Source organism: Chamaesiphon sp. VAR_48_metabat_135_sub, assembly GCF_031418915.1.
Taxonomy (GTDB): Bacteria; Cyanobacteriota; Cyanobacteriia; order Cyanobacteriales; family Chamaesiphonaceae; genus Chamaesiphon.
On the sequence record NZ_JANOJV010000115.1, the window covers coordinates 18667 to 44496 of the forward strand.

The following is a 25830-nucleotide window of genomic DNA, read 5'->3' on the forward strand; positions in this document are numbered from 1 at the left end:
TGCTTAATTTGAGGGTAGAGGTACCGACTGGATTAACTTAAGTATTACCCTGGGCATACTTAAGTAGCCTCGACCACCGAAGAAACGGATATTAATTAAGCAATAATTTCGCCCAATCGTTCCAGTTTGACCCCATCTGCACTTACCCAGGCAATTTGGGCGATGCCCCGATCGATCGCAACTTGGCGGATTTGAGCTGGTGCTCCATCGTTAAGATAGATTTCAACTCGTACTAATTCAGGAGTCGCTCTCAACTCGTTACTATATTTGAGCGCGGCTGAATGGGCAGTGGGTGAAATCGCCACTACTAACCAGTCCGGTTTAGGGGTATGGTGCGGCATAGAAGCATTCGTTTGCAGCACTTGTTGTAAATCTTCAATATTCAAGGCAAAGCCGATGCCTGGGTAATTTTGACCCTGTGGGTGATATAGCGCGAGCAGTCGATCGTACCGCCCGCCTTTGCCGAGAATATGCGTGCGATCTTCATGAATACTGACAGCTTCAAACACTATCCCCGTATAGTAATCGAAAGTCTGAATCAGGCTTAAATCCAAGATTAGTGGTAGTGGAGCTTTGCTGCTGGTAGTTAATAATTCAATTACTGTCTGAAGATGGGCGATTGTCGCTTGACTGTCAGCATCTAGTTCCAGTCGTGCTAGTTTTGCCAATACTAACTCTGGTTTACCTCGCAAATCTAAGAGCGAGAGAGCTAACTCTTGCTGCGCGGGGGCGAGGGGGAGTTGCTCTAATGTTACTCGATCGAGATGTGCCAAACATCGCCGAATTTGAGTCTGAAACTCGATCGGGAATCGCTCGAGTAATGCCCGACTTAAACCCGCTTCACCCAAGATGATTTGATAATTAGGTACGGCTAAAGATTGCAAACAATCCATCATCAGCAAGATGGCTTCAACATCTGCCAGGATGCCGCTCACCCCAAGGAGTTCTATCCCTGCTTGGTAAAATTCTTGTTGTCTGCCGTGATGTTCTAGATTGGCTCGCCGGAAAACGTTAGCATTGTAGTACAAACGTTGAGGGTACATATCCTCCATCCGCGTCACCGCCGCCCGGGCGATCGAAGCAGTTAATTCTGGGCGCAAACCCAGCATCCCGCCTTCTGCTGCCGGAATTTGAATCACAGTTTCTCGATCGACGGCACCACCTGCAATCAAGGTTTCCAAGCGTTCCAGTGTCGAAGTAATAATTCGGTGATAACCCCACCGATGGAATACATCCTGAATTCCTCTTTCTACCCACCGTTTTTGCGCCACATCTAACGGTAGTAGATCCCTCGCCCCTGGAGCGTAAAAATTCGAGCGAGGACTGGAATTATCGCCTGGTTCGGACAGGAATACAGCGAGATTTCGATCGGTCATGTGTTTAGAATCGACAACAAGCAACTTCCTATTTTAATCGATAATCTCCAGTTACTTAACCCAAGTTTTGAGTTATGAGAGGGTAGATGTTAGGGAGTAGAGATTAGGAAGGGATTAGGGAGGGAGAAGAACCATTGGTTCTCTACCATCTACCATCTACCCTCTAGCTTACTTCTTACCAAATAAATTACCAAAGATGCCTTCATTCGGTTTTTTAGCCGTCGTCTTGCTAGTCGCACCATTGCCAGTGCTACTAGAACCGCGATCGAATTCTTTCTTAGCTTCGATTACGTGAGGATCTTTCGGTGCAAGTTGGATGGCTTTGTTCATGGAAATTTTCGCCATCGTCTTTTGTTGCTGATGTAGATATACTAATCCCAGCAAAGCATGTGCGCGAGCATTATTTGGCTCGACACCGATAGCATCACGCAGTTCTGGCACTGCTTTTGCCCAAACTTTCTTGCTCATGTAATCTTCCGCTCGTCGCAGCGCACCTTCAACCGGAGATGTTTTAATGACATCACCTGAGTTAGTGGGCTTAACGCCACCAGAGATCGGATCGATTGAAGCTGTTGGTGGTGTGGATCTCGTCGATTGCAACTGTTTTCGCAACAAGTACACCATATTCAGTTCACTAATTTGATTGACGATCTGCTCGCTCTCAACCAAGTCTGTATACTGTTTTGCGGCCATTTCTGTCAGCAATCGATCGTAAACTAGCTCAAAGTCATTACCGCTTTGATAAAGTTGTTGGCACAACGGATCGGCAATCTCAACTTGATTCCCTTGTTCGACTAATCTTTTACCCAAGAGTTCTAACATGATCGTCTGTTCTTTGAGTTGAGAAGATCGAGACAATTGCCCATAAGCATGAGTAACCAGCCGAGAAAAAAGTTTGACGGCTAACTGTTGCTCCGCATCGGTTTTCCATTTACCACTATCAGGATGCAACAATCTGGCAATGGTTTGATATCGTTCTCTAATATTTATTTCTTCAGCATTCACACTCACACCTAAAATAGCATGTCGATCGGTGAATTCAAACTGAAATAATCCTCGATCTAGTTGGAAACTCATAAACTTTGGGGCGCAGCAACAGGAGTTGTGGGGGAGCATACCCGATCAACAGCAAACTCCAAACATCAGCTATTGATGTTTAAATATTCTGCTACTTTCTCGAAGTCATTCGTTATCTACAGACTCGATCGGATACACCATATATATATATTCCCCATCTCAAGGACAATATTCACATTTGCAACTAAATTAGGTTTTGGGTTTTGGATTTTAGATCTTTAGGACGCAAGCGTTCCTCTCATCCCGAATCCCTAACCCCTAACCCCTAACCAAGACCAAGGCTCAATCTGGGCAACATGAAGTAACTCCTGACTGAGTTCGGCGTGGATTTGTCCGTTGGTTGCCAGAATTCGACCCGATCGAATATCGAATGGACGGCGATCGTAGGCAGTAACGGTGCCCCCAGCAGCCTCTAAAATCGCCACGCCAGCCGCTAAATCCCAGGGAGATAGTCCTCGCTCCCAATAGCCATCTAACCTGCCACAGGCGACGTAAGCGAGGTCTACAGAAGCTGCTCCTGCCCGCCGCACGCCTTGAGTGATATGGGTGAGATAGCAAAATTCTTGATAATTATTATCTAGAGTTTCGCGTCGATCGTAAGCGAAGCCCGTAACTAGTAAACTTTGAGCTAATTTATTTACACTGGAGACGTGAATGGGTTTGTCGTTACAAGTGGCTCCCAGTCCAACAGCACCGCGAAATAGTTCTTTGTGAAAAGGATCGAAGATTGCGCCGACAACAGGCACCCCATTAATTAATAACCCGATCGAAGCAGCCGAAAATGGGTACTGGTGAGCATAATTAGTCGTACCATCCAATGGATCGATCGCCCAGAGATACTCAGCGTTTAGATCGCCAAACTGACCTGATTCTTCAGCGAGGATCGAATGATCGGGAAAATGCTGGCGGATTATCGCCAAGATTGCGGCTTCTGCTTGCTTGTCAGCTTCTGTCACCAAATCGCCCGGACGACCTTTCTCGACGATCGATTCCAATTTGCCCCAACAAGCTTGCAAGACTTCGCCTGCTGCCAATGCTGCTGCTGTCGCTACATCTAAATAAGTAGAAAGTTGATTTTCCAGAGGAGCACCTGCGCCAATGGAGGATAGCTGGGGTGAATTCATTATATTGATTTATCGGATAGATATATGCAGTTGTTATTGTATCGAAAAAAAGGCGATCGATCGGGCGTTTGTACATCACCACAAAAAACCCCTCATTAATCGAGGGAGATCTGTTGAAAATTGACCGATTTATTGTAATTAACTGGAGCTAGTATGCGTCGGGATATTGCATACTAGATCGTACTGTCTTTTGGTCTCTATGTAAAATTGACGATGTGGCTGCAACTGTTGGTAGTAAAGGCTAAGTGCTTGCTGAATTACCGACGGACGATCTTGATTTGTATGGTTTTGAATGGCATCCAATTGACGGGATGCTTCAGGATCTAATTCAATTACGATCTGCATATAAAAAACCTCGATTGAGAAATAAAGAGTATAATAATAACCACATTATAGCATCCTCCGTTTAGGCGGATATTCTAGCGATGCTTAAACCTCGTTCTAAGTTGTTAACTATCATTCTTCTCTAACTGCTAAAACTAAGGACGAAGACATTCCTAGACAATTGTGATTTAATTCTAAATATTTCTGATGGAATCGATCGATCTCTAGCCTTCGATTCTGTCGGATCGCAACTTACCGATCCCAATCGCCAGATGACAAGTTTTTCGGTAAAATGCTAGAGCAAGTAATCACTCACTCCCAAACTCGATCGTCATGAACCCAGCAGCACCAAAAGACCCCAGCGACAAAACGTTGGAAGCAATGAGACATTTCTCCGAAACTTATGCTAAAAATACCGACACTTTCTTTTGTGTCGATCTTTCTGTCACTGCTGTAGTAATTAAGGGACTGGCAAAAAATAAGGAAGATCTGGGTTCACCCCTTTGCCCCTGTCGTCACTATGAGGACAAGGAAGCTGAAGTTAAAGCTGCTTTTTGGAACTGTCCCTGCGTACCCATGCGCGAACGCAAAGAATGTCATTGCATGTTATTCCTGACTCCAGATAATGACTTTGCAGGGAAAATGCAAGATATATCGATCGAAGAAGTCAAAGCTGTATAAACTCGCATCTTGCATCAAAACATAGTTACTAGTGTTTTAGTGAATATAGGAGTGGATTTTGAGGCTATTTTCACCATTTTTTATGTACTGTCTTGACGCGCTGTCTTGTCGTTTTCTTATTCGGGGGTTCCCCAAGACCACTGGGCGAGTCACCCGACCAGCAGCACTTTTCGCTGCTTGGTGCGTTAAACCCTCGGCAAAGCCGAGGAGCGCGCATCCGCAAACCGTCGAGAAACCAGGGCGTGCGCACGTCGCTGGTGCAAGATGTGAGTAAAGCAATGGGCGGAGATATTTGAGTACCCATGAAGATTTCCCCTACAGCAAGCATCTGTAGGGTGCTCACTACCTTGTATCCCTCCGAGTAATAGAAATATGAGCAATCTTGACTTGTTCGACGATCGATCTCGGCCTCAATTTTGAGGTCAGCACATCCAAATGCTAGAATACCTAGTAGGTGTATATTCACCGTTTCTTAATATTTTTAGCTTCAAACCCATGTCCGTTGATGAATCGATCGGTTTGCCTCATCCTATTCCAGTCAATAGCATCAAATACGACGATCGTGGTTTAGTACCCGCGATCGTTCAAGACTACTTGGATGGTACGGTACTGATGATGGCATGGATGAATAGTGAATCGCTCCAAAAAACGATCGATACAGGTGAAACCTGGTTCTGGAGCCGTTCGCGTCAGGAATTTTGGCACAAAGGTGCAACCAGCGGACATATTCAACACGTCAAAGATATTCGCTACGACTGCGATAGTGACGCACTCCTAATTTCTGTCGAGCAAGTTGGCGATATCGCCTGTCATACTGGCGAGCGCAGTTGCTTTCACCAAATCGACACCAATCTAAAAGCCGCACCACCTGCTGATACCCTCTCAGATTTATATCAGACTATTTGCGACAGACGCGATAATCCCCACGAAGGTTCTTATACCCAAAGCTTATTTGCAGGTGGAGACAATAAAATTCTCAAGAAAATTGGGGAAGAAGCAGTAGAAGTGGTGATGGCTTGTAAAGACGATCGACCCGAAGAAATCGCAGGCGAAGCTGCCGATTTGTTTTATCATACTCTCGTCGCCCTCGCTCACCATCGTGTCAGTATTCGCGATGTATATAGAGAGCTGCAAAAACGACGTAGGTAGCTGAAAGCTTACCCTGAAACCTCTCGAAGGGTTGAAAGCGAAATTTGGAAATCTTATGCTGGGCAATACTAGCCATCAGAGTTTCAGCTAGCTCTAATGTTATAAATACTTGTATTTCTTTTATTTATGCTCACAGAAATCGGTCAAAGAACTCGACTAGCCGCTCAACATTTAGCTAGCCTTTCTACTGAGGCTAAAAATGAGGCGATCGAATCAATTGCCAAGTCTTTAGAAAGCTATACAAACGAAATAGTCGCCGCAAATACTGCCGATTGTCAAGCTGCCCAAGGGCAAATTGGATCGGCTTTGTTTGCAAGACTAAAACTCGATGCAACCAAACTCAAAGGCGCGATTGTTGGCGTGCGAGATGTGGCTAAATTAGCCGATCCAGTCGGTCAAATTCAGATTCATCGAGAACTCGATGCTGGATTGGTTATGCACCGTGTGAGCTGTCCTGTAGGTGTCTTAGGCGTGATTTTTGAGGCTCGTCCCGATGCGGTAATTCAGATTGCTAGTTTGGCAATTAAATCGGGTAATGGGGTAATTTTAAAAGGTGGTAGTGAAGCGATCCAGTCTTGTACGGTACTAGTTAAAGCAATTAAAGCTGGATTGGCTCAGTCGCAAGTCGATCCCAATGTAATTCAAATCTTAACGACTCGATCGGAAACTACCGAACTACTCAAACTCGATCGGTATGTCGATCTAATTATCCCTCGCGGTTCCAATGAATTTGTCAAATATGTCCAGGATAATACCCGCATTCCCGTTCTCGGACATGCGGATGGGATCTGTCATTTATTTATCGATTGTGAAGCAGATATCGATAAAGCGATTGCCATTACAATCGATTCCAAAACTCAATACCCAGCAGCCTGCAATGCGATCGAAACTCTTTTAGTTCATCAATCGATCGCATCTGAGTTTCTACTGCTAATTATTGGTCGATTACAGGCTCATGGAGTTGAGGTTAGATTGGATGAAATTGGACATCAACTATTAGATAACAAAATGAATCTAACTGTAGATCTAGCCATCGTAACTGACTGGTCAACTGAATATAGCGACTTGATTCTATCGATTAAAGTTGTCCCCGATCTTGAGTCAGCAATTACGCATATAAACACCTATGGTTCGCGGCATACAGATAGTATCGTCACGGAGAATATTACCACTGCCAAAATGTTTATCGATCGAGTCGATGCAGCCAACGTATTTCACAATTGTTCGACCCGATTTTCCGATGGTTTCCGATATGGTTTCGGAGCTGAAGTTGGTATTAGTACCCAAAAAATGCCCCCCCGTGGTCCAGTTGGACTAGAAGGATTAGTTACTTATAAATATCAACTCAGTGGCGATGGACATATTGCAGCTACATATACTGGAGAAAATGCAAAACCATTTACACATCGCGATCTGATTAAAAGTTAAAGTTTTAAATTTTAATCAGATCGGCGAATTGCTGGCGCAATAGATTGAGCTTTGGTCGATCGTTAACAACTACATAAGGATAATTGGGATTACGAACGATAAAGTTTTGATGGTAATCTTCAGCCGCGTAAAATTTATCGAGGGCAACTAATCGGGTGGCAATTGGTTCTGAAAAAATGCGGGATTGATTGAGTCGATCTATATAGGCTTTTGCCACTTTTTCTTGTTCGGGATTAGCAAAAAAGATTGCCGATCGATATTGGGTACCGTTATCTGGCGACTGTCTATTTATCTGAGTCGGATCGTGGGCAATTAGAAAGTAAATTTTCAATAATTTACCAAGAGAAATCTGCCGAGGATCGTAAGTGATTTTGACTGCTTCGGCATGACCTGTCGTGCCATTACTCACAGTATCATAGTGAGCAGTTGCCGCCGTACCGCCAGAGAAACCAGAAACAACATTAGAAACACCTTTAAGATGTTCAAACACTGCTTCCACACCCCAAAAACAGCCACCAGCTAATACAATTGTTTGTTCTCCGGTTACTTTTGCAGCAGCAAGATCGATGGGTGGATCGATATTCATTCCAGCTACGATTGTGGGCTTTGAGTTGGCAGTGGAATTAGAAAAAATCGTGCGCGGTGCAATAAAAGCAACTACAAAAAATGATAGAATCGATAAACCAAAAAGTAGCCGATAGTTAGGTGACATAATAAGAAATTAGATAAATTTAAATATTTCTGAAAGAAGTGCTTTAATTTTTCCAGAATATATACTAAATTCCCCCAAACCATTCATAACCTTGCTCTTCCCAATAACCTTTTCCTCCCTGGGGAATTTGACTAACAAAGGTAACTTTCGTGACCCATTTAGATAGTTTGTAGCCTAATTTAATCGGTGTAGCCAACCGTAACGGTGCACCATTTCTAGCAGGCAAAGATTGTCCATTGAGTCGATCGGCCAGCAGAGTTTGAGGATGCAATGCAGAGGCAAGATCCCAGCTTTCAGTATATTTATCTGCTGATTGAAATAGGACATATTTGGCACTATCTTTCGGTTGTACCATTCTAGCTAAATCGCGCAATCTAAATCCGCCCCATTGGACGATCGCCGCCCAACCTTCGACGCAAACATGTTGCATAATTATTGATGTTTGAGGAAGCTGTTTTAATGCCTTTAAGTTCAGTTCCATCGGAAATTTGACCTCGCCGTCGATAGTCAATCGATATTCATTGCGATCAATTTCAGGAGTGCCATTATAGCTATTGAGGAGGAGGGCTTTGGGATCGATCGAGCTTTTAGGAAACTCAGGAATAAGCTGTTGGGGTTTGACGAGCAATTCGCCAAAAGATCGATTTAATGGTTCTGTTAGATCGCCTACTTTAGCTGTAAATTCATTGCTACAACTATTCAGTAGATAGCCCATGCCGGACATCCCCAGAAGTTGAATCAATTGTCGGCGATTGAAATGAGCGGGAAGTTTAAGATAATTCATATAATTAGTTAATAGTGGATAGTGAATGGTAAATATCCAGATAATTGCGTGATGTAATAAATTAAATACAAATTTTCAGGGTTGGAACATCGATCGAGTTAATTTCAAACCACCAGCCTTAATTCCCATGATGATATGAACTATGATAAATAGTAGCGAAATTGGCACAGTTAAAAAATGTACAGTGCGCAAAACTTGCCAATTGATAAAAAGCCAAGATAGCCAATGTAATTGAGCTGGTTTATACATTGCTAATCCTGATGCGATCGCTAGTAATAAGATAGGGATAATTCCTGTATAGATTAAGCGGTGCCAAGCATAAGTACGTCGCTTGGAATTTTGCCCAACCTTTAACGCTTTTAAATCCTGTCCAGAAAGAAACTTTCTTTTCCATCTCTGAGTGAGAAAGATATAAATGCCATAAATTAACAAGGTAAAAGCAAATATCCACATTGTCGTAAAATGCCAATTTCTCCCCCCAGCTAACCAACCGCCTAAGGTCGCCCACTTAGGAAATGACCAACCACTTTTACCGCCAAATACTGGAGTAGCATTATAAATTTGTAAGCCACTACCAATCATGATAAATAGGCTGATGATAATTAAACTGTGGAGGATTTTAATAAAATTTGTCTGTGCTGGGATGGGTGGAGATTTCTTAGCTTGTTTGCTCATAATTAATATCAATATGAGAATAATTGCATCCTAATATTGTCTGAACTTTGATTAAAATGATTAGACTCTAAAATAAAAATGGGTCGATCCGAGAGCGGATCGACCCAGGAGAATGGGAACGCGCAGAATAATTACTATTGAAGAACCAGAGTGACATTGGCGTTTTGGAGACCACCACGTTGTTGGACTTCAGATAATGTTTTATTGACTGCGTATTTTTGATTGATGGAGTTGATTAACTCGGTTTGGTTGTGCTTTTTAGCAACGCCCCAGAGGTCAGCGATTAGGTCGAAGGAACCATCGCTGTTGCGAGACCAACCTAGATCGTATTCACCTTCGAGAATAGCGACGATATCAGCACGCACGCGCTGACCTTGATAACCGCGCAGATCGGTTTCAGTCTTGACATTAATGCCGAGATCGCGTAGGGAACTTTTGAGAATTTCAGCGTCGGTGATTTTGGTACGGAGAGTGCTAAAGTGGGACATATCGATTTCCTCCAATAAATTGAGTTAATAGAAACGACAACTTGAACTGTAGGGTGCGCGATCGATCGGATGATTCGATCGTGTTTGGTCTCCTCGCTAGTGTCGATAGGTTTATTATTCCCCAATCGAGGCTACTAGCACCTTGACTCCAGTAATTGGAGCAAGCTTGGTTAAAACTCCAGTCGGTGGTATTCAGCGACTGAGGCAGCGGCGGGACGCGCGCGCTGTCTTGCCCAATCTCGCAAAGCAGTTACCTGCTCGCTCATTGTCCGCGAAAGGGGCAGAGTAGCTTTAATGGCGGCGATAATGTCCAGTTGCGTAAACTCTCGGTTCTGGGCAAAGGCATCATACATCGCGGCGATCAAAGCTTGTTCTATTTCAGCTCCCGAGAATCCATCAGCAACTTTAGACAGTTGCAACAGATCGAAGCGATTTAAATCTCGGTTACGCTTACTCAAGTGAATTTTAAATACAGCTTCACGTTCGGACTGGGTGGGTAAGTCTACGAAGAAGATTTCATCAAATCGTCCTTTGCGTAAGAATTCCCCTGGTAGTCGCTCGACCCGGTTGGCTGTTGCCATCACAAAGATGGGTGAGGTTTTTTCCTGCATCCAAGTCAGGAAGGAACCAAAGATCCGACTAGAGGTACCACCATCAGAGTCGGCTGAACCTGACGATCCGGCGAAGGCTTTATCAAGTTCGTCGATAAATAGAATCGCTGGAGAAATCGATTCGGCAGTTTTGAGTGCACCGCGCAAGTTAGCTTCAGAGCGTCCTACCGTGGAGCCGTCATAAACTCGACCCATATCGAGTCGGAGTAACGGTAAACCCCACAACCTCGCTGTAGTCTTGGCAATTAGGGATTTACCACATCCAGGTACGCCGAGAATTAGCATTCCTTTTGGTTGAGGCAATCCATACTCTCGCGCTCGTTCGGTAAAAGCGTTAGAACGCTGCACCAACCAGCCCTTGAGTTCGTCTAAACCACCTACTGCATCGATAGTTTCATCTTCTTCAATGAATTCGAGAATGCCATTGCGACGGATTAATTGTTTTTTCTCCGAGAGAACAATGTCAACTTCGGCTTCAGTAATTTTGCCGCGTTTGACATAGGCTTTGCGGTAAACTTTCTCAGCTTCATCTTGAGTTAACCCCAATGAAGCTTTGAGTAGTTTTTCTCGTCCTTCGCTCGATAAGCGGTTTTGACGAGTTGCTTCTAGCTGCTTGGTCAGGACTCGATCGAGTGCGGTTAAATTAGGTAGCGCAAAATCGAGAACTACTACTTCCTTTTCTAACTCGATCGGGATTTCCTGAACTGGCGACATCAAGATAATCACTTTTTGCGTCCCCTGAAACATGGCAATCGCATCTCGCAACCATCGGGTTACTCCAGCAGCATCTTTGAAAGGGTGCAAGTCCTTGAATACAAAGATTGCTGGTTCGCTGTATCTGGTCGTCCAGGCGATCGCGGCTTCTGGGGCCAGGGTAGTATTGCTCTCGTTGGATCGATCGCGTTCGTACTCCACCATGCCGCTATTCTGCGTCCAGATGTACAATTTACGTGGGTGCTGCTTGTTTTGGGCGATCTTAGCGATTTCTTTCCCAGCGCGATCTTCCTCAGCCGTAACCAAATAGATTAGGGGATATTGAGCTTGGATGAGAATATTTAGCTCTTCTTGCATGACTATCTACCCTTTGAGATGGTGACTACACTAACCTCAATCCACTACCATGACAGTAGTCAAAAAAGTTATTTACCTAACAGGAACTGCCAGGTTCGGCTGCGTTTGAGCGTGCGGAGAAACTTCGATTTCGCCCGTTGTCAAACTCGATCGATCCTCAGCTAACAATCCTGGTTGTTGTCCGAGAGCGACCATTTCTCCGTCTCGAATGACAACTGGATGTTCACATTCGGGACAGTTATAAACTTGGTGGGTCGAACCGTGAGACTCGACACCATCGACCACATCGGAGTGGTTGAGATAGAATTCCACAGCTTTTTCCACGATGTTAGACATCGAATCAGCATCTACTGCCGATCGAATTTTCAACTGGCGATGTAGTTGTGGCGGCAGGTACAAAGTGACCTTTTGCTTGTCTTCCATACGATTCTCAACTGCTTTACCCGGGTATGTAACTACTCTAATCGCTTAATTTTTAACTGTCAAGCTGGTAAAGCATTTTAGCGTCATACCTTAATATTTGTTTACAAAGTTTGCAATATCCCCGACCAAAGGTGAGCTGCTGCTTGGGTATGGGTCACGGATGGGGAACCCATCCGACCCATACGGTGGTACAGGCAAGTGGACCACCTTTTCAAGGCAGCGGATGCGCGCTCTGGAGGTTTCCTCCAGGTTCAGCGCACCAAGCAGCGAGACAAGACAGTCGAGCACATGTCAGCACTAATTCAATCGGCGGATAAACTCTATTGGCAAACTGTCAGGATCGGCGATAAACATTACTTCATAGACATTTGTACCGATAATTTGTTGGGTTGGAGCGAGTAAGACAATTGATGCTGGTTGAGCTGCGGTTTGTAACGTTGTAGTGAAATCGTTCAGCCAGGTAGTTAAATCTGGAGTTCGATCGGTAAGATCGAAGGAAAGATGATAATAGCCAACATAATGCTCGTCACCAAAACTATCTGGAGCTGGCTGGGGTTCGGGAATTTGAATTAGTTCGAGCCTGCCACCTAAACCTTCCAGCCAGCAGGCAAGAGTATAGCCAGTGGTAAATCTTTCGCCGACAGTGAATCCCAGACACTCGTAGAATGAGATCGATCGATGAATATCGGCAGTGCGGATGGAGATGTGGTGAAACATGATTTAGGTATTAGGTATTAGTGAAAAATAACCATCCTACACAGATTTACCACCGTGAAGATCTAGTCGAAAGCCTAACACCTAACACCTAAACGCCAATACCTTTCTACGGAGACATCCGAAAATAAGGATACTGAATCGGAATCCCAGGTTCTGTTTCGAGATTGAAATTAATTACTTTCCAGCAGGGTTCGGTGGTGGACTCGGGGCTAAACTCGACAGGTAGACCAAAAAGACGCGGTAGGATCGATCGATCTGTCGATTCAGTCCGCGAGTGATGGTTTTCCTTAACAGAATCTGTGTCTGAGATCAGATTTTCACCAAAGCCGACGAGATAGCCACCAATCAATTCACGATAGCGTTCGGCAATAATGACCTTGGTAGCACGATAGCCTTGAGTGTAGAGCTTATCTAGCGCATCGTGAATCTCGAACCGAATTCCGTCGGGATGAGTGTGTTGGCGGTACCATTCGCCCTCCCATAGACACCAATGTCGGCTCGACTGAAGATGTACCAGTTCGCTCGTTTGCGGATCGGCTTCAAACGCCCCATGTCGAGAGCATAAATAGGTATCTGTCAGGGTGAGTGCGGGAATAGTTTGCCGACAATGAGGACATAGAATTTCTGGGCCGAAAATGGGGTATTGAAGAGCAAAATTCATGTCAGAAGCGCAGCAGGTGGAATACCTGTGCGGGATGAGTAAAAAGAATGGAGATACTTGTGTTTATTTTAGTGAGTTATATTTTAACCCAAGTTGCTAATTCTGAGTGGTTGGGGACATTGGACAATCAGCAGTGGAATTGACTCTATTTTGATTTGCGGCGGCTTGTTTGAGGATTGGGATAACAACACACCAAAGACAATATTGACATGTTGATAGTGGCAATAGCAGAAGTGTTTCAACGAAAAACGATCGTTTTTGAATATTTGTGGGAATTATAGTTCTATCTCAGTGAGATCGCGATCTGCTGTTTCCACAGCCTCGGCGTTGCCGAATTGTTGTTTCTCTTCCTCCAGAGAAGCTAATCGTGCCTTGGTAAATTCATAGATTGATACATCTATTGAGTAATGTGGGTAAACTAATGTTGATACGATCGCTTTTACACAATGTGTAGTGGATCTTATCAATCATTTTGTCTGCCTAATATATCTATTAAAATCACGATATATACTTAAAACCGCTCGAACGGCTTGCCGTCTGAGATCGCAATCAAAATTTAACTAACTCAAGTCCGGTTATGATTCAGCCCATAATCAAAGGGTCGATCTTAACTTTTTCTCGGATTGAGATATAAAAAATATCTGTTTAGGAACAGGAAAATGGACGATAACAAGCAGCAGATTATTCACTACTTCATTGAAGAAGCACAGGAACATCTAGAGACAGTAGAACAAGGATTATTAGATCTAGCGGAAGTTATCTCTGACGCAGAACGTGTCAATGAAATGTTTCGTGCTGCTCACTCGATTAAAGGTGGTGCAGCCATGCTTGGTTTTGAAGGCATTCAAGCAACAGCTCACAAATTAGAAGACTGTTTCAAGCTTTTACGCGATCATCCCGTTAACATTGACGAGAGGTTAAAATCATTGTTTCTCCAAGGCTATGATGCGCTCAAAGCATTAGTTGAAGAATTAGCAAATTCGCCTACAACCAGTCTCTGTCCAGAAATTGTCGATAGTATTCTCTCTGGTTCTGCCGCAAATTTTGTAGCCTTGCAAGAGTATCTCGAAGAATTACTCAATACCAACACTCACGACACTGCCAATAGAGAACCAGCAGTGATTGCAAATAATGTTGGTGGTGGTACCGCAGTGATGGCGCCACCGATTAATGTTGTCGCAACAGTCACCGCGACACTGCAACAAATGTTGACTTTATTTAAGCAAAGTGACAGCCCCAATAATCGCCAACAATTAGTCAGTATTGCTAGATCTCTATCTGCATTAAGGCCTGATGCCACTAATTGGCAAGCTTTGATCGCAACTACCGCACAAGCGATCTCCAATCAGCATAACACTTATAATGCAATCGCTCCACTGGTTATCCGCGAGTTGAAACAAGCTGGCGATCTGTTAGCAGCCAACCGCGATGGAGATATTACCATTTCTAGCAATCTTCAACAGGCGATAACAACTGCAGCTCCAGTGGCTCCAACTCCTGCAGCTTCCACCGCAACAACACCAGCAACCCAAATTACCATTCCTGTTGATGTTCGCGGCGCAGCACAAGGGATCTTACAAAACTTCAGTCGTCAGCAGGTGACTGAGTTGGTACTCTTACTTCATCGGGTTATTTCTAATTCTAAGCAAAACTAGTAGTACCTAAATCGGGGGGGATGTCTTGCCATCTCCCCTCGCCGACGGCTCGAATTGCTTCAGTGAGATCCACTTCTCCAGTATAAATTGCCCGACCGACGATCGCGCCAGTCACACCCATTGCTTCGAGGGATAATAAATTCAATAGATCTCGCAGCGAACTCACGCCTCCAGAGGCGATGACGGGGATAGAAATTCTATTAGCCATTTCCCTGAGCGCGTCCAAATTTGGCCCTGTCATTGCGCCATCTCGATGGATATCCGTGTAAATAATTGCCGCTACTCCGATGCCCTCCATCCGTTTTGCTAAATCTGTCGCTAGCACTTGGGAAGTTTCGATCCAACCTTTTGTAGCTACTTTACCATCGCGGGCATCGATACCAACAACTATTTGTTGGAGGTATTTTTGGCATAAATCTTCGACTAATTCGGGTTGTTCTACTGCTACTGTTCCGAGAATGACTCGATCGACTCCTAAAGTCAATAGCTGTTTAACGCTAGCTTCAGTTCTCAATCCACCCCCAATTTGAATTTGGACTGGTTGAGTAGCAGTTTTTCTGACCATCTCTACAATACTGGCGATCGCGTCCAGATTTACAGGTTTCCCCGCTTTCGCACCATCCAAATCTACTAGATGTAATCTATTCGCACCCTGTTCGAGCCAAGATTGCGCCATCGCAGCCGGATTGTCATTAAATACCTGAGATTTGGCATAGTCGCCCTGATACAATCGCACGCATTTACCATCGAGTAGATCGATCGCCGGAAAAATGTCCATAGTTTTGAGAATAGGATAGAAGATGGATCGATCGAATTATACAAATAAACCACGATCTCAATCCATTTGGATATTCTCGATCGTCAAAAGTCAATAATATTCTGTCGATCGAAATAGACCATAGTCTAATTGTAACAAATCTTCTAAAGCCTAAAACCTAAAGCCTAAAACCTAAAGCCTAATTAAGATCGGTTTTCCTACCACAAAAGTGACGGGAATAGGTCAGAATAAGAATGTTCAACTCTATAGATTGGAGCAAGTATGATTGTTTCTAATTGGCGTAAGGCACTAACGCCGATCGTCTTATCGGTAGTTTTACTATTCTCAGCTTGTTCGAGTAAAGAACCATCTAAATACGCTGCAACCCAAAAAGAGACCACAGGTAGGAATGCACCCACCGCAATCGCCAAAAATGCCGAAGCTGGAGGGGATTTTAATAAATTCTTCCCTCAAGGTGATGCTGGCTTTGCACGAGTATTCTCCCAAGAGAAGAAGGGTTTTGCTGAGGCAAAATTAAACAAAGGTGGCAAAAATGTCGCGGTAATGTCCATCAGTGACACGATCAGTCTCCCTGCTGCTGCTAAAAAGTACGAAAGAAGCACTAGTAAAATCGGTAGCTATCCGCTCTTAGATGAAGCTCCACTCAAAAGCACTGGAGTATTGGTCAATAATCGTTATCAAGTTAAAGTAGCTTCTCGCGATCCTTCTTTTACAGGAACCGATCGCAAAGCTTGGTTGCAAAAGTTTAACCTAGATGGATTATCAAAGCTCAAGTAATTTAGTAATTGTAATTATCTTCAGGAGTCATCCATGAGCAAAGCAATTTTTGAACTAGTAGACGAGTTACCCACTGGGGGATTAACCGTCATGTCATTGAACGCCCTAGATTTTGTCATCCCTGGACAATGGCAAAATACTGTTGGATTTGACAATACAATTAAAGTCGTAACTGGTACCGACGATCCAGAATATGTGCAAGCGATCGGCGAACGCGCAGTTGCTTTATATAATGACAAAGGTGAAGGCTATCAAACCGCCATGTGGCTCTACAATACGGTAGATTCCGGCTCTCGCCTCCTCGGTGCGGCAGCGATGGCCAATAAAGTTGGCGAAAAATTCTCAATGTTGGGCTTTTTGGGCAACATTACGCCGAAAGCAGAAACCGCCCAAACTATTGACTTGAGCGTCAAGTTAGTAGCCGAAATCGTTGCTTACTGTCAAATTAATGGCATCCCTGGCGATAGCGTTGGTGATTTCCTCGCTGGTTTAGCTGATTACGGTGGTGAGTCGCTGATGCGGATGACTGCGCTAATTTGTTTCGACGGGTTGATTCCCCTCGGCCCCGATTTTATCGGCATGGTGATGGATAAAATGGGTGGGATGAGTCCTGATGAGTTGGCAGGAAATCAAACCTTCAAAGGCATCAAAGACCAAATCCCTGGCGGTGATACTGGCGGACAATTGGGCTTTATTACGGAAAGTTTTGGCTCTGTCAGCGGTTGGATGAGTGATTTTGTGGCTTCCCGTGGTTTATCGCCCGAAGTAATCGTCGGCAATCTCCGCAACTTCGTCGATGTCAGCGATGATAAGCTCGATTATCTCGGAGCGTTTCTGGATGTGAGTACCAATTATTATGTTCATACTGGGACTCAAACGCTAGCCCGACGTTTAATCGAACGTGCTGCTGCCGAAATGTAAGAAGTACAGGGGGCAATCCCTTGCCAGCATTCCGTGCTGTCGAAGTGTGGTTGCCCTTATTAACCTAAAATTTCTTAGCGTTTGCGAGTTGCCGGAAGATTGTAGATCGGATTGCAGACATCTACGTTTGCACTGACACTAGCTCCAACGGAGCCAGAATGACTAGTATTGTTAGTATTTTTAGATTTCTTACAACTGTCATTTACTCCAATTTGAATATCATTGTGGACATTTGCTCCAGTGGGGTTTTCGATCGCACTTTTAGAGTTACGGGTGCGAGTAGTCGGTTTACCACCGCTACCCATCCCATCAAAGACATCCGTTTGATTGACAGTATTACCGCCGCCAGCCAAAGCTGGATCGATCGACTGAAAACTGCACAAGGCAACAGTAGCGACGATTGATAGGCTTAAATATTTGATAAGCATTTAGAAAACTCCAATTTTAGTAGTTTATGAAAAATTGAATAAGAATTCGATTGTTTCAATGTACTCTAAATTATAGCAATTACTTAGGTAGCTAGTAGATTAGACCTCCTGCAAAAGTAAAAACACAATTTTTTTAGTACTGTTTTCATCTACAGTTACCTCATGTCATATTCCCTAACTTTCGGAGGAAGTCTATTAGTAATTTTGTCCCTCTTGAAATTCAGACTTGCATTTCGATCTAAGTGTTGCTATACTAGTGAGCTGTGGCAGCATAGCCAAGTGGTAAGGCAGAGGTCTGCAAAACCTCCATCCCCCAGTTCAAATCTGGGTGCTGCCTCTAATCAAAAATCCCCACCTGCAAAGGATTGGGGATTTTTAGTCGGGCTTTACAACGTTTTGTAACTATTCAGCAGTAACTAATTCATTGTCATTCCGATTGCGTTTGCGAGTCAGCAGGTTGAATAATTGAATGCCGATGGCTTTAATGAGATTACCTTCCAACTCATTGAACATCGTCATGTTCATGTCAAAAGCGGCGTTAGCTTCATCGACAACCTCATCGGCTTTAGCTTCATCGATGGGTAAATCGTTCATCACTTGACGATAATTATTTTTAAAAGCCTTTTCATCGGGTATTTGCGTAAACTCATAAAAGGCGGTTCCTTCACCGTCAGTAAGATTCATCGCATTCTGAGCAATTTTCTTGAGAATTTGGCCGCCAGAGAGATCGCCCAAGTAGCGGGTGTAGAGATGCGCTACCATCAGCGCGGGATCTCGATCGGCAACTTCGTGAATCCGTGCGATATACTTTTTGGTAGCCTCAGAGGGAGCTACTTGCTCTTTCCAATTAGGGCCATAATAGAAAGCTAGGTCTTGCTCTAAAGCAGCCTTGCGATCGAGTTCGGGAAAAAAGACTTTAGATAAAATCGGATCGCTAGTATGTTTGTGCATTTCCTCTTCCATCGCTGAGTAGACGAAGTAGAGATTATTTACCAGCTTGCGATAGGATTTTTTCTCAACAGTTCCCTTTAGGAAGCAAGCGATGAAACCCGTACTCTCAGCCATGCTATGGGATTTTTTGGTACCTTCACGCAGTTTAGTAGCTAGATTAGAAGTCATGTTAAAAATTTCCGAATATATATACCGACTAATCTGTTAGCTTAGGATAATTTGCTGAGAATTTCCATTAAGATTTGTGACTAGTACTACATTCCCACTGAGTTGCATCCTAAATTGGCGGTTTGAGAAATACTTTCACTAGACAGGGTATCTCCATTATTTAGAGCGCAATGATATGAATTCTATTTCTAGACCGACTCAAAAAGTATCCCGTAAATTTAATACACTCCAACTTTTACGCAGTGGTTGGTATGCCACATGGGGAATAAGTTTATTACTATTAATCGTTAGTATTTATGGCGTTAATTCCCAACGACAGGCGATCGACGCAGTAGGTAAAAATGCAGCTCCAAGTATTTTGACGGCCCAACAGTTGCAAGATTCATTTGCAGATATGGATGCAAGTTTGGCAAATGAATTGCTATTGAAGCCAGGTGAAAATCGCCAAGCTTTAATTGATTTTGACAAAAATCGTAAAAAAATTGCCGATCGATTGGTAGCTGCTGCCAGAAATATTACCTATCCAGAAGAAGAAACGATTATTCAAAGTTTACAATTCAGTAGCAGTGCTTATCTATTAAAATTGCAGGAGGCTCGCGATGCTCATAAACGTGGTGATGCTGTCAACACTTTAAATATTTATCAAACTGCTGCTAAATTGATGGATCGAGAGATCATTCCCCAAGCAGAAAAACTCAGTCAAGTTAATTTTAATTACTTAGAAACTGCGTATACTGGACAAAAATTTACGAATGGAGGGATCTCTTTATTAATTTCAGTTGTGGGATTAGTGCAGATCGGTATTTTAGTTGTCATCCAGATCTTCTTATACCAACGGATGCGCCGAATTTTGAACTTACCATTGCTCGGTGCTACAGCGATCTCCATTATCTTTTTGGGGCATACAGTCGGTTCATTTGTGGGTGCAGCCTCTAATCTCAAAATAGCTAAGGAAGATGCTTTTAATTCCTTGTATGCTTTACGTCAAATGCGTTCCCTGTCCTACAAAGCTAATGCTGATGAGAGTCGTTATTTACTAGATAGATCGAATGCAATTCTGCATGAGCAATCGTTTAATGATAAAGTCAACAAAATCGTGGTGATACCACCCAGTCAATCGATCGATAGTATTATTGCTAATACTCAAGCTGGACAATCTAATCAAGGATTAAGTGGATTATTAGCAGATGCATTAAATAACATTACTTTTACTGGTGAAAAAGAATTAGCGATCGATACTTTTAAATCTTTCAATGAATACATTGCAATTGACAAACAAATTCGCCAACTTTACCGAAGTGGTAAAATTGCTGAAGCGATCGCTTTATGCGTCGGCACAAAGCAAGGTGAATCAAATTGGGCATTCGATCGCTACCGAAATTTCCAGACCCGTTTAATCGATCTAAATAAGAAAGAATTCGATCAAAATATAGAAATAGGCAATAGCCGACTGACATATTTTGAAGTAATTGCGACGATCGCACTAATAAGTATTGCTATTTTAACATTGATGGGACTGAGACCGAGATTGATGGAGTATTTGTAGAGAAAGTTCCTAATCTTTAGAGAGCCAACGACTGGAAGTCGTGGCTAGGAATACAAAGTCCGCGTAGGCGGACTAGGTTTATTAGTTCTTGTAGGCAGACTTTGGATCGCTAGCCGCTGTGAAAGCTGTGCCGTCAACCGTAGAGGTTTACGACTAGCAACGGTTAATAATAATTCGGTGTCTAGATGACTGGTATGATGGCTGATGTGGCGATTTCAATCGATCGAGTATTAGGCACCTAAAATATAAAAAAATATCTATGAAAATTTTATTTGTCGCAGCGGAAGCTGCACCCATTGCCAAAGTTGGGGGGATGGCTGATGTCGTAGGTGCTTTACCCAAATTCTTGCGTAAAATGGGCCATGATGTGCGAATTTTCATGCCCTACTATGGTTCGCTCGTTGGTAAATTAGATATCCCCATCGAGCCTGTCTGGTGGGGATATGCGATGTTCAATCACTTTGCGGTGTATGAGACAGTACTGCCAGGTACCGACGTTCCCTTGTACCTATTCGGACATCCAGTATTCGATCCGCTGCGGATTTATGGGGGGGAAGATGAAGATTGGCGATTTACATTCTTTGCCAATGGTGCGGCGGAGTTTTGTTGGAATCATTGGAAACCGGAGATTCTTCACTGTCATGACTGGCATACGGGAATGTTACCGGTCTGGATGCACCAAGATCCAGATATTAGTACTGTCTTCACTATTCATAACTTAGCCTATCAAGGGCCGTGGCGGTGGTATCTGGAGAAAATTACTTGGTGTCCTTGGTATATGCAAGGACATAATACGATGGCTGCTGCGGTACAATATGCCGATCGAGTCAATACAGTTTCACCTACTTATGCCGCTCAGATTCAGACGATCGAGTATGGTGAGAAAATTGAAGGTTTACTATCTTTTATTAGTTCTAATTTGTCGGGAATTGTCAATGGGATCGATACAGAAGTTTACGACCCAGCAAAGGATAAAGCTCTAGTCAAAACTTTTACCGCAAAAACGATCGAAGATCGGATCGAGAATAAAACAGCACTTCAGAAGGAAGTCGGTTTAGCGATAAATCCCGATACCTTTTTAGTGGGGATGGTATCCCGATTGGTAGAGCAAAAAGGATTGGATCTGATGCTTCAGACACTCGATCGATTTCTTGCCTATACTACCGCTCAGTTCGTCGTATTGGGCACGGGAGATCGTCATTATGAGACGCAATTGTGGCAATTAGCCTCGCGTTATCCTGGGCGGATGGCTACTTATCTGATGTACAATGAATCCCTGTCTCGGCGCATTTATGCTGGCTCTGATGCCTTCTTGATGCCTAGTCGGTTTGAACCTTGTGGGATCTCTCAGATGTTAGCGATGCGCTATGGTTGCGTCCCGATTGTACGGCGTACTGGGGGATTAGTCGATACGGTTAGTCACCACGATCCTCAACATCAAAAGGGTACAGGGTATTGCTTCGATCGGTATGAAGCATTAGATCTGTTCACTTGTATGGTACGTGCTGAGGAAAGTTTCCATTATCAACCCCAATGGCAAGCACTTCAACAACGAGGGATGGAGACTGATTTTAGTTGGGATAAATCCGCGCAAGCATACGACGCGCTTTATAAGTCGATTATCGATGTGTAATCGGTGAGGGCATACCCCCGACTTCTTAGAGAAGTCGGGGGTATCGCAGGTCTTTCACATCATCTTTAGCTGGATAATATAAAAAATCACATCGATACTAAGCAATTGCCAGACTGGGATTGAGTTCGATCGATTGAGTGTAGTCAATCTTGGCATTCTCTTCATCACCCAATCGATAGTACACAACACCTCGACAACAAAAAGCTATTGCATCATCAGGATCGAGAGAGTAAATCGTCATACTCTCGATCTGGATCTTGAAATGGACGAATATCGGCACATTATGTCACACGCTGGGACTTCTTACCATCAAGCAATCAAACTCAACTACTCGCAGTCCAGATTTTTCCGTACTGACAGGATACATACCAGCGATATCAAATCCAGCCTGCTCGAAGAATAAAATACTGTCTGTTAAATGAGGCATTTCTTGATAGATAGGGACAACAGACACCTCCGATTGCAATGCAAATACTTGTTCGTGTATATTCCCCAGCCCCATAAAAACTTCTAAATCGTACCCTTGAGTATCCATTTTTAAATATATTCTAGCTCGATCTAGATTGTCTACAGTTTCATTTAACAACTCATCTAGCCTCCGAACAATTACGGTCTCTTCTTGCTTGCCTACTGATTCTTCACCAAATTCTTGCTCGCACCAATCATTAGATTTTAGAAATGAAGTAAAGACAGAATCATTAGAAATATATATTTTCTGCTCGGCATTTTGCTTGCCCAAAGCTAATTTATGAATGTCCCAATTTTTGTCATTCGAGGCGGCTGCCTTTAATATTTCAAAAGCACTTGATATTGGTTCAAACGAAATAATTTTCCCCTGATAACCAATTTGGCGGAGATCTGAGGCAAACTGTCCTTCATTCGCCCCAACATCAATAACAAGATTTATTTGATACTTTTCTAGTAGCGTTTTTAATCTACGTTGACATAAATAGTCATAAACTCTCCGAGTACTGTCTATTTCATCGTCTCTTGTTTCCGTTAAAATAACGGTTGCGGGATATAAAAATTTGGCCTTAACATTCCCCCTCGCCAGCGCAAAGCTGCTGCGACCAACACCTTGCACTTCATAGCCAGTGATGGTTTTGATAATGTTTTTTAAAACCTGTTTTAATTTGCTCATACTAGCCTCTACAATGGTGCGTTTTTTACATCTAACAAAATACTAGTTGTTCCAAGTTTAGTCTACTATCTACTTGCTTTTTTGTTAAGATTGGTACATGGAACAGCGATCGCCTAAACTATTGACACCAGCTTAATTATTTAACAGTGACTTACCGCAATCCCACGCCCACCGTAGATATTATTATCGAACTAATCGATCGACCCCACCGCCCAATTATCTGCATCGAACGGCTTAATCCACCCCACGGGTGGGCATTACCTGGCGGATTTGTAGACTATGGCGAATCCTTAGAAACAGCCGCAATTAGAGAAGCACAAGAAGAAATCGGGCTAGATGTGCAACTGCTGGAACAATTTCATGTTTATTCCGCACCCGATCGCGACCCCAGGCAGCATACTATTAATATTGTATTTATCGCTACTGCTACCGGAGTACCGATCGCCCAAGATGATGCCAAAAGCGTTGGGATATTTGCACCCTGGGAAATCCCCTCTCAACTATGTTTCGATCATGGCCAAATAATTCAGGATTATTTACAGTACCGAAATTATTATCGTCGCCCAGGAATTAGGAATTAGGTTTTAGGTTTTAGGTTTTAGGTTTTAGGTTTTAGGTTTTTTACCTCCCACACTCCCCACACTCCCCACATTTCCAATGCTCCACACCCTCACTCTAGAACTCGGCGATTTACTCGATTCGATCGATCTACCTGTAGACTGGGTGGGATTGAGAAAAGTGCGGGAAGTGGCGATCGGTCGATCGGCACGGGACGGAATGCCGCAAAATAATAGTACGACCATTAGCGAAGGTGTGATGGTCGAAGTCCTGATTAATGGACAAATCGGCTATGGTGCAACGAATATTCTTAGCCCTACAGGAATTAAAGCCGCCGCTACCGCAGCATATCATCAAGCGATCGCAGCTAGTGCATATCAACTTTACCCCGTCACCACCGCCCAGCGACCCAAGGTAGTCGGACAATATGTCTCCCCGACAGTCCAACCATTTAATACCCTGACTCCTGGCGAAATTAGCGAACAACTGAGCAAGATTTGCCATACGCTGAAAGTAGGTGAAAAAATTGTTCAAACCAGTGCGACGATTATTACCCGCGAATTAGAAACTTGGTTCGTCAGTAGTAATGGTTCCGATGTCTATCAGAAATTCTTGCTGATGACGACAGATTATGCAGCTACAGCCCAGGATGGAGCTATTATCCAACATCGGAGCGATCGCGGCGGATTAGCTAGATGTTATCAGGGCGGAATGGAATATTTTCTCACCCCCGATTTGTGGGCGCGGGTGCAACGAGTTGGCGAACAGGCGGTAGAATTGCTGACGGCGATGGAATGTCCCACAGAGACGACTACGCTTGTACTTGCGCCAGATCAACTGCTATTACAAATCCATGAAAGTGTCGGACATCCCCTCGAATTAGACCGAATTTTGGGCGACGAGCGCAATTATGCGGGGGGAAGTTTTGTCAAGCCATCAGATTTTGGCAACCTCGTCTACGGTTCGCCCCTGATGAATATTACCTTCGATCCTACCGTCGCGGGAGAATTTGCCAGTTATAGTTTCGACGATACTGGAGCTACTGCGACGCGAGAATATATCATTCGCGATGGGATACTAGAGCGGGGCTTGGGGAGCCTGGAGAGTCAAGCACGTCTGGATCTGCCAGGAGTAGCTTGCAGCCGCGCCTGTAGCTGGAATCGCCCACCGATCGATCGGATGGCAAATATCAATCTCGAACCTGGGAATAAAAGCTTCGACGAAATCATCGGTGGGATCGAGCGAGGAATCTATATGGAGGCTAATCGTTCTTGGTCGATCGACGACCAACGCCACAAATTCCAGTTTAGCTGTGAGTACGCCCAACTGATCGAAAATGGTAAATTGACTCAAACTATCCGCAACCCCAATTATCGCGGTGTTACCCCCCAATTTTGGGGCAATCTGGCTCAAGTTGGCAATACCAATACCTGGGAAATGTATGGCTCTCCCTTTTGTGGTAAAGGCGAACCCAATCAAATCGTCTGGGTGGGACATGGTGCGCCTGTAGCCGCATTTACAGATATTGAAATCTTTGGTGGGGATTAATTACTACGCAAATTTCTTTGTCTTGTGCGCGGAGGGGTAGGTGTAGATTTTCGTTGGTGTGTTTGAGAGGGTTCGATCGAGCATGGTGTAAGGGTTTGAGATGGGTCGAGTCGATCGATCGAATTAATACACCTCAAACCCTTTCAGGGATTGAAACATTGCCAAAAACTGGAATCTAAGTTGAGCAAGACTTAAAATATGTAAAGGAATATTTAGAGTAAGTTTATGACCGATCGACTGATTCGAGCAACGGCAGCAGATGGAGGAATTCGAGCAGTAGGGGCAATTACCACCAACCTCACTGAAACAGCCAGAGTCAGACATCGACTTTCTGCGGTATCCACAGATGCATTAGGGCGGGCGATGACAGCCGGATTATTACTGACATCGGGCATGAAAACCAAGTTTGCGCGAGTCAATCTCCG

At 43.9% G+C, this 25830-nt stretch carries 28 protein-coding genes and 1 tRNA gene; 12 read left to right on the forward strand and 17 right to left on the reverse strand.

Going from position 1 to position 25830, the window contains the following annotated elements:
• Positions 1-95 precede the first annotated feature (95 nt).
• From RMO55_RS08440 to RMO55_RS08455, 4 genes are all read right to left on the reverse strand, one after another.
• Positions 96-1376 carry an ATP phosphoribosyltransferase regulatory subunit gene (locus RMO55_RS08440; RefSeq protein WP_310425752.1) on the reverse strand — a complete coding sequence of 427 codons (1281 nt, stop codon included), beginning with the start codon at positions 1374-1376 and terminating at the stop codon, positions 96-98.
• A gap of 168 nt (positions 1377-1544) precedes the next feature.
• Positions 1545-2453, reverse strand: coding sequence for a DnaJ domain-containing protein (locus tag RMO55_RS08445; RefSeq protein ID WP_310425753.1), 909 nt, complete (start codon positions 2451-2453; stop codon positions 1545-1547).
• Between the two features lie 251 nt (positions 2454-2704).
• Positions 2705-3577 (reverse strand): inositol monophosphatase family protein, encoded by an 873-nt coding sequence (locus RMO55_RS08450; protein ID WP_310425755.1) that lies wholly within the window; start codon positions 3575-3577, stop codon positions 2705-2707.
• Positions 3578-3715: 138 nt separating this feature from the next.
• A complete protein-coding gene (locus tag RMO55_RS08455) occupies positions 3716-3922 on the reverse strand; it encodes a hypothetical protein (RefSeq protein ID WP_310425756.1) in 207 nt (68 codons plus the stop codon).
• A gap of 312 nt (positions 3923-4234) precedes the next feature.
• Here RMO55_RS08455 and RMO55_RS08460 point away from each other — a divergent pair, with 312 nt between their 5' ends.
• The 3 genes from RMO55_RS08460 (at position 4235) to RMO55_RS08470 (ending at position 7159) form a co-directional block, all read left to right on the forward strand.
• On the forward strand, positions 4235-4582 hold the full coding sequence (locus RMO55_RS08460) for a ferredoxin-thioredoxin reductase catalytic domain-containing protein (protein ID WP_310425757.1): 348 nt from the start codon (positions 4235-4237) through the stop codon (positions 4580-4582).
• A gap of 495 nt (positions 4583-5077) precedes the next feature.
• A complete protein-coding gene (hisIE, locus tag RMO55_RS08465) occupies positions 5078-5731 on the forward strand; it encodes a bifunctional phosphoribosyl-AMP cyclohydrolase/phosphoribosyl-ATP diphosphatase HisIE (RefSeq protein ID WP_310425798.1) in 654 nt (217 codons plus the stop codon).
• Positions 5732-5857: 126 nt separating this feature from the next.
• A complete protein-coding gene (locus tag RMO55_RS08470) occupies positions 5858-7159 on the forward strand; it encodes a glutamate-5-semialdehyde dehydrogenase (protein ID WP_310425759.1) in 1302 nt (433 codons plus the stop codon).
• 4 nt (positions 7160-7163) lie between these two features.
• On the opposite strand, the gene msrA is transcribed toward RMO55_RS08470, so the two are convergent.
• From msrA to RMO55_RS08510, 8 genes are all read right to left on the reverse strand, one after another.
• Positions 7164-7871 carry a peptide-methionine (S)-S-oxide reductase MsrA gene (msrA, locus tag RMO55_RS08475; RefSeq protein WP_310425760.1) on the reverse strand — a complete coding sequence of 236 codons (708 nt, stop codon included), beginning with the start codon at positions 7869-7871 and terminating at the stop codon, positions 7164-7166.
• A 64-nt stretch (positions 7872-7935) separates the two neighbouring features.
• Positions 7936-8655: a molybdopterin-dependent oxidoreductase gene (locus RMO55_RS08480; protein ID WP_310425761.1), complete on the reverse strand. Its 720-nt coding sequence runs from the start codon at positions 8653-8655 to the stop codon at positions 7936-7938.
• Positions 8656-8730: 75 nt separating this feature from the next.
• Positions 8731-9330, reverse strand: a complete 600-nt coding sequence (locus RMO55_RS08485; RefSeq protein WP_310425763.1) for a cytochrome b/b6 domain-containing protein — start codon at positions 9328-9330, stop codon at positions 8731-8733.
• Between the two features lie 134 nt (positions 9331-9464).
• Positions 9465-9818 carry a DUF1257 domain-containing protein gene (locus tag RMO55_RS08490; protein WP_310425765.1) on the reverse strand — a complete coding sequence of 118 codons (354 nt, stop codon included), beginning with the start codon at positions 9816-9818 and terminating at the stop codon, positions 9465-9467.
• Positions 9819-9988: 170 nt separating this feature from the next.
• On the reverse strand, positions 9989-11500 hold the full coding sequence (locus RMO55_RS08495) for an AAA family ATPase (RefSeq protein WP_310425767.1): 1512 nt from the start codon (positions 11498-11500) through the stop codon (positions 9989-9991).
• Positions 11501-11572: 72 nt separating this feature from the next.
• Entirely contained in the window at positions 11573-11923 is a 351-nt protein-coding gene (locus tag RMO55_RS08500) for a hypothetical protein (protein WP_310425769.1), read from the reverse strand.
• A gap of 297 nt (positions 11924-12220) precedes the next feature.
• A complete protein-coding gene (locus RMO55_RS08505) occupies positions 12221-12640 on the reverse strand; it encodes a VOC family protein (RefSeq protein WP_310425770.1) in 420 nt (139 codons plus the stop codon).
• Positions 12641-12746: 106 nt separating this feature from the next.
• Complete coding sequence (locus RMO55_RS08510) at positions 12747-13301, reverse strand: TIGR02652 family protein (RefSeq protein ID WP_310425772.1); 555 nt, start codon at positions 13299-13301, stop codon at positions 12747-12749.
• Positions 13302-13960: 659 nt separating this feature from the next.
• Here RMO55_RS08510 and RMO55_RS08515 point away from each other — a divergent pair.
• On the forward strand, positions 13961-14956 hold the full coding sequence (locus tag RMO55_RS08515) for an Hpt domain-containing protein (RefSeq protein ID WP_310425773.1): 996 nt from the start codon (positions 13961-13963) through the stop codon (positions 14954-14956).
• Here the strand turns inward: RMO55_RS08515 and hisA are convergent.
• Entirely contained in the window at positions 14943-15734 is a 792-nt protein-coding gene (hisA, locus tag RMO55_RS08520) for a 1-(5-phosphoribosyl)-5-[(5-phosphoribosylamino)methylideneamino]imidazole-4-carboxamide isomerase (protein ID WP_310425775.1), read from the reverse strand. The genes RMO55_RS08515 and hisA overlap by 14 nt on opposite strands.
• Before the next feature lie 261 nt (positions 15735-15995).
• Between hisA and RMO55_RS08525 the strand changes: the two genes are divergently transcribed.
• Both RMO55_RS08525 and RMO55_RS08530 read left to right on the forward strand, forming a co-directional pair.
• Positions 15996-16511, forward strand: a complete 516-nt coding sequence (locus RMO55_RS08525) for a hypothetical protein (RefSeq protein ID WP_310425777.1) — start codon at positions 15996-15998, stop codon at positions 16509-16511.
• Positions 16512-16544: 33 nt separating this feature from the next.
• Entirely contained in the window at positions 16545-17432 is an 888-nt protein-coding gene (locus tag RMO55_RS08530; protein WP_310425778.1) for a hypothetical protein, read from the forward strand.
• Positions 17433-17506: 74 nt separating this feature from the next.
• On the opposite strand, the gene RMO55_RS08535 is transcribed toward RMO55_RS08530, so the two are convergent.
• On the reverse strand, positions 17507-17860 hold the full coding sequence (locus RMO55_RS08535; protein ID WP_310425779.1) for a hypothetical protein: 354 nt from the start codon (positions 17858-17860) through the stop codon (positions 17507-17509).
• Positions 17861-18125: 265 nt separating this feature from the next.
• On the opposite strand from RMO55_RS08535, the gene RMO55_RS08540 reads away from it, so the two are divergent.
• Positions 18126-18197, forward strand: a tRNA-Cys gene (locus RMO55_RS08540).
• Positions 18198-18262: 65 nt separating this feature from the next.
• Here the strand turns inward: RMO55_RS08540 and RMO55_RS08545 are convergent.
• Positions 18263-18979 (reverse strand): heme oxygenase (biliverdin-producing), encoded by a 717-nt coding sequence (locus RMO55_RS08545; RefSeq protein WP_310425781.1) that lies wholly within the window; start codon positions 18977-18979, stop codon positions 18263-18265.
• A gap of 175 nt (positions 18980-19154) precedes the next feature.
• On the opposite strand from RMO55_RS08545, the gene RMO55_RS08550 reads away from it, so the two are divergent.
• Both RMO55_RS08550 and glgA read left to right on the forward strand, forming a co-directional pair.
• Positions 19155-20525: a hypothetical protein gene (locus RMO55_RS08550; protein WP_310425783.1), complete on the forward strand. Its 1371-nt coding sequence runs from the start codon at positions 19155-19157 to the stop codon at positions 20523-20525.
• 259 nt (positions 20526-20784) lie between these two features.
• Positions 20785-22158: a glycogen synthase GlgA gene (gene glgA / locus RMO55_RS08555; protein WP_310425785.1), complete on the forward strand. Its 1374-nt coding sequence runs from the start codon at positions 20785-20787 to the stop codon at positions 22156-22158.
• A gap of 97 nt (positions 22159-22255) precedes the next feature.
• Here the strand turns inward: glgA and RMO55_RS08560 are convergent, their stop codons facing one another.
• Positions 22256-22399: a tetratricopeptide repeat protein gene (locus tag RMO55_RS08560; RefSeq protein ID WP_310425787.1), complete on the reverse strand. Its 144-nt coding sequence runs from the start codon at positions 22397-22399 to the stop codon at positions 22256-22258.
• Positions 22400-22444: 45 nt separating this feature from the next.
• Complete coding sequence (locus tag RMO55_RS08565; protein ID WP_310425790.1) at positions 22445-23299, reverse strand: FkbM family methyltransferase; 855 nt, start codon at positions 23297-23299, stop codon at positions 22445-22447.
• Between the two features lie 146 nt (positions 23300-23445).
• Between RMO55_RS08565 and RMO55_RS08570 the strand changes: the two genes are divergently transcribed.
• The 3 genes from RMO55_RS08570 to RMO55_RS08580 form a co-directional block, all read left to right on the forward strand.
• Entirely contained in the window at positions 23446-23880 is a 435-nt protein-coding gene (locus RMO55_RS08570) for an NUDIX hydrolase (protein ID WP_310425792.1), read from the forward strand.
• 76 nt (positions 23881-23956) lie between these two features.
• On the forward strand, positions 23957-25405 hold the full coding sequence (locus RMO55_RS08575) for a TldD/PmbA family protein (protein ID WP_310425793.1): 1449 nt from the start codon (positions 23957-23959) through the stop codon (positions 25403-25405).
• A gap of 225 nt (positions 25406-25630) precedes the next feature.
• On the forward strand, positions 25631-25830 hold a 200-nt coding region (locus RMO55_RS08580), incomplete at its 3' end, for an Hsp33 family molecular chaperone HslO (RefSeq protein WP_310425794.1).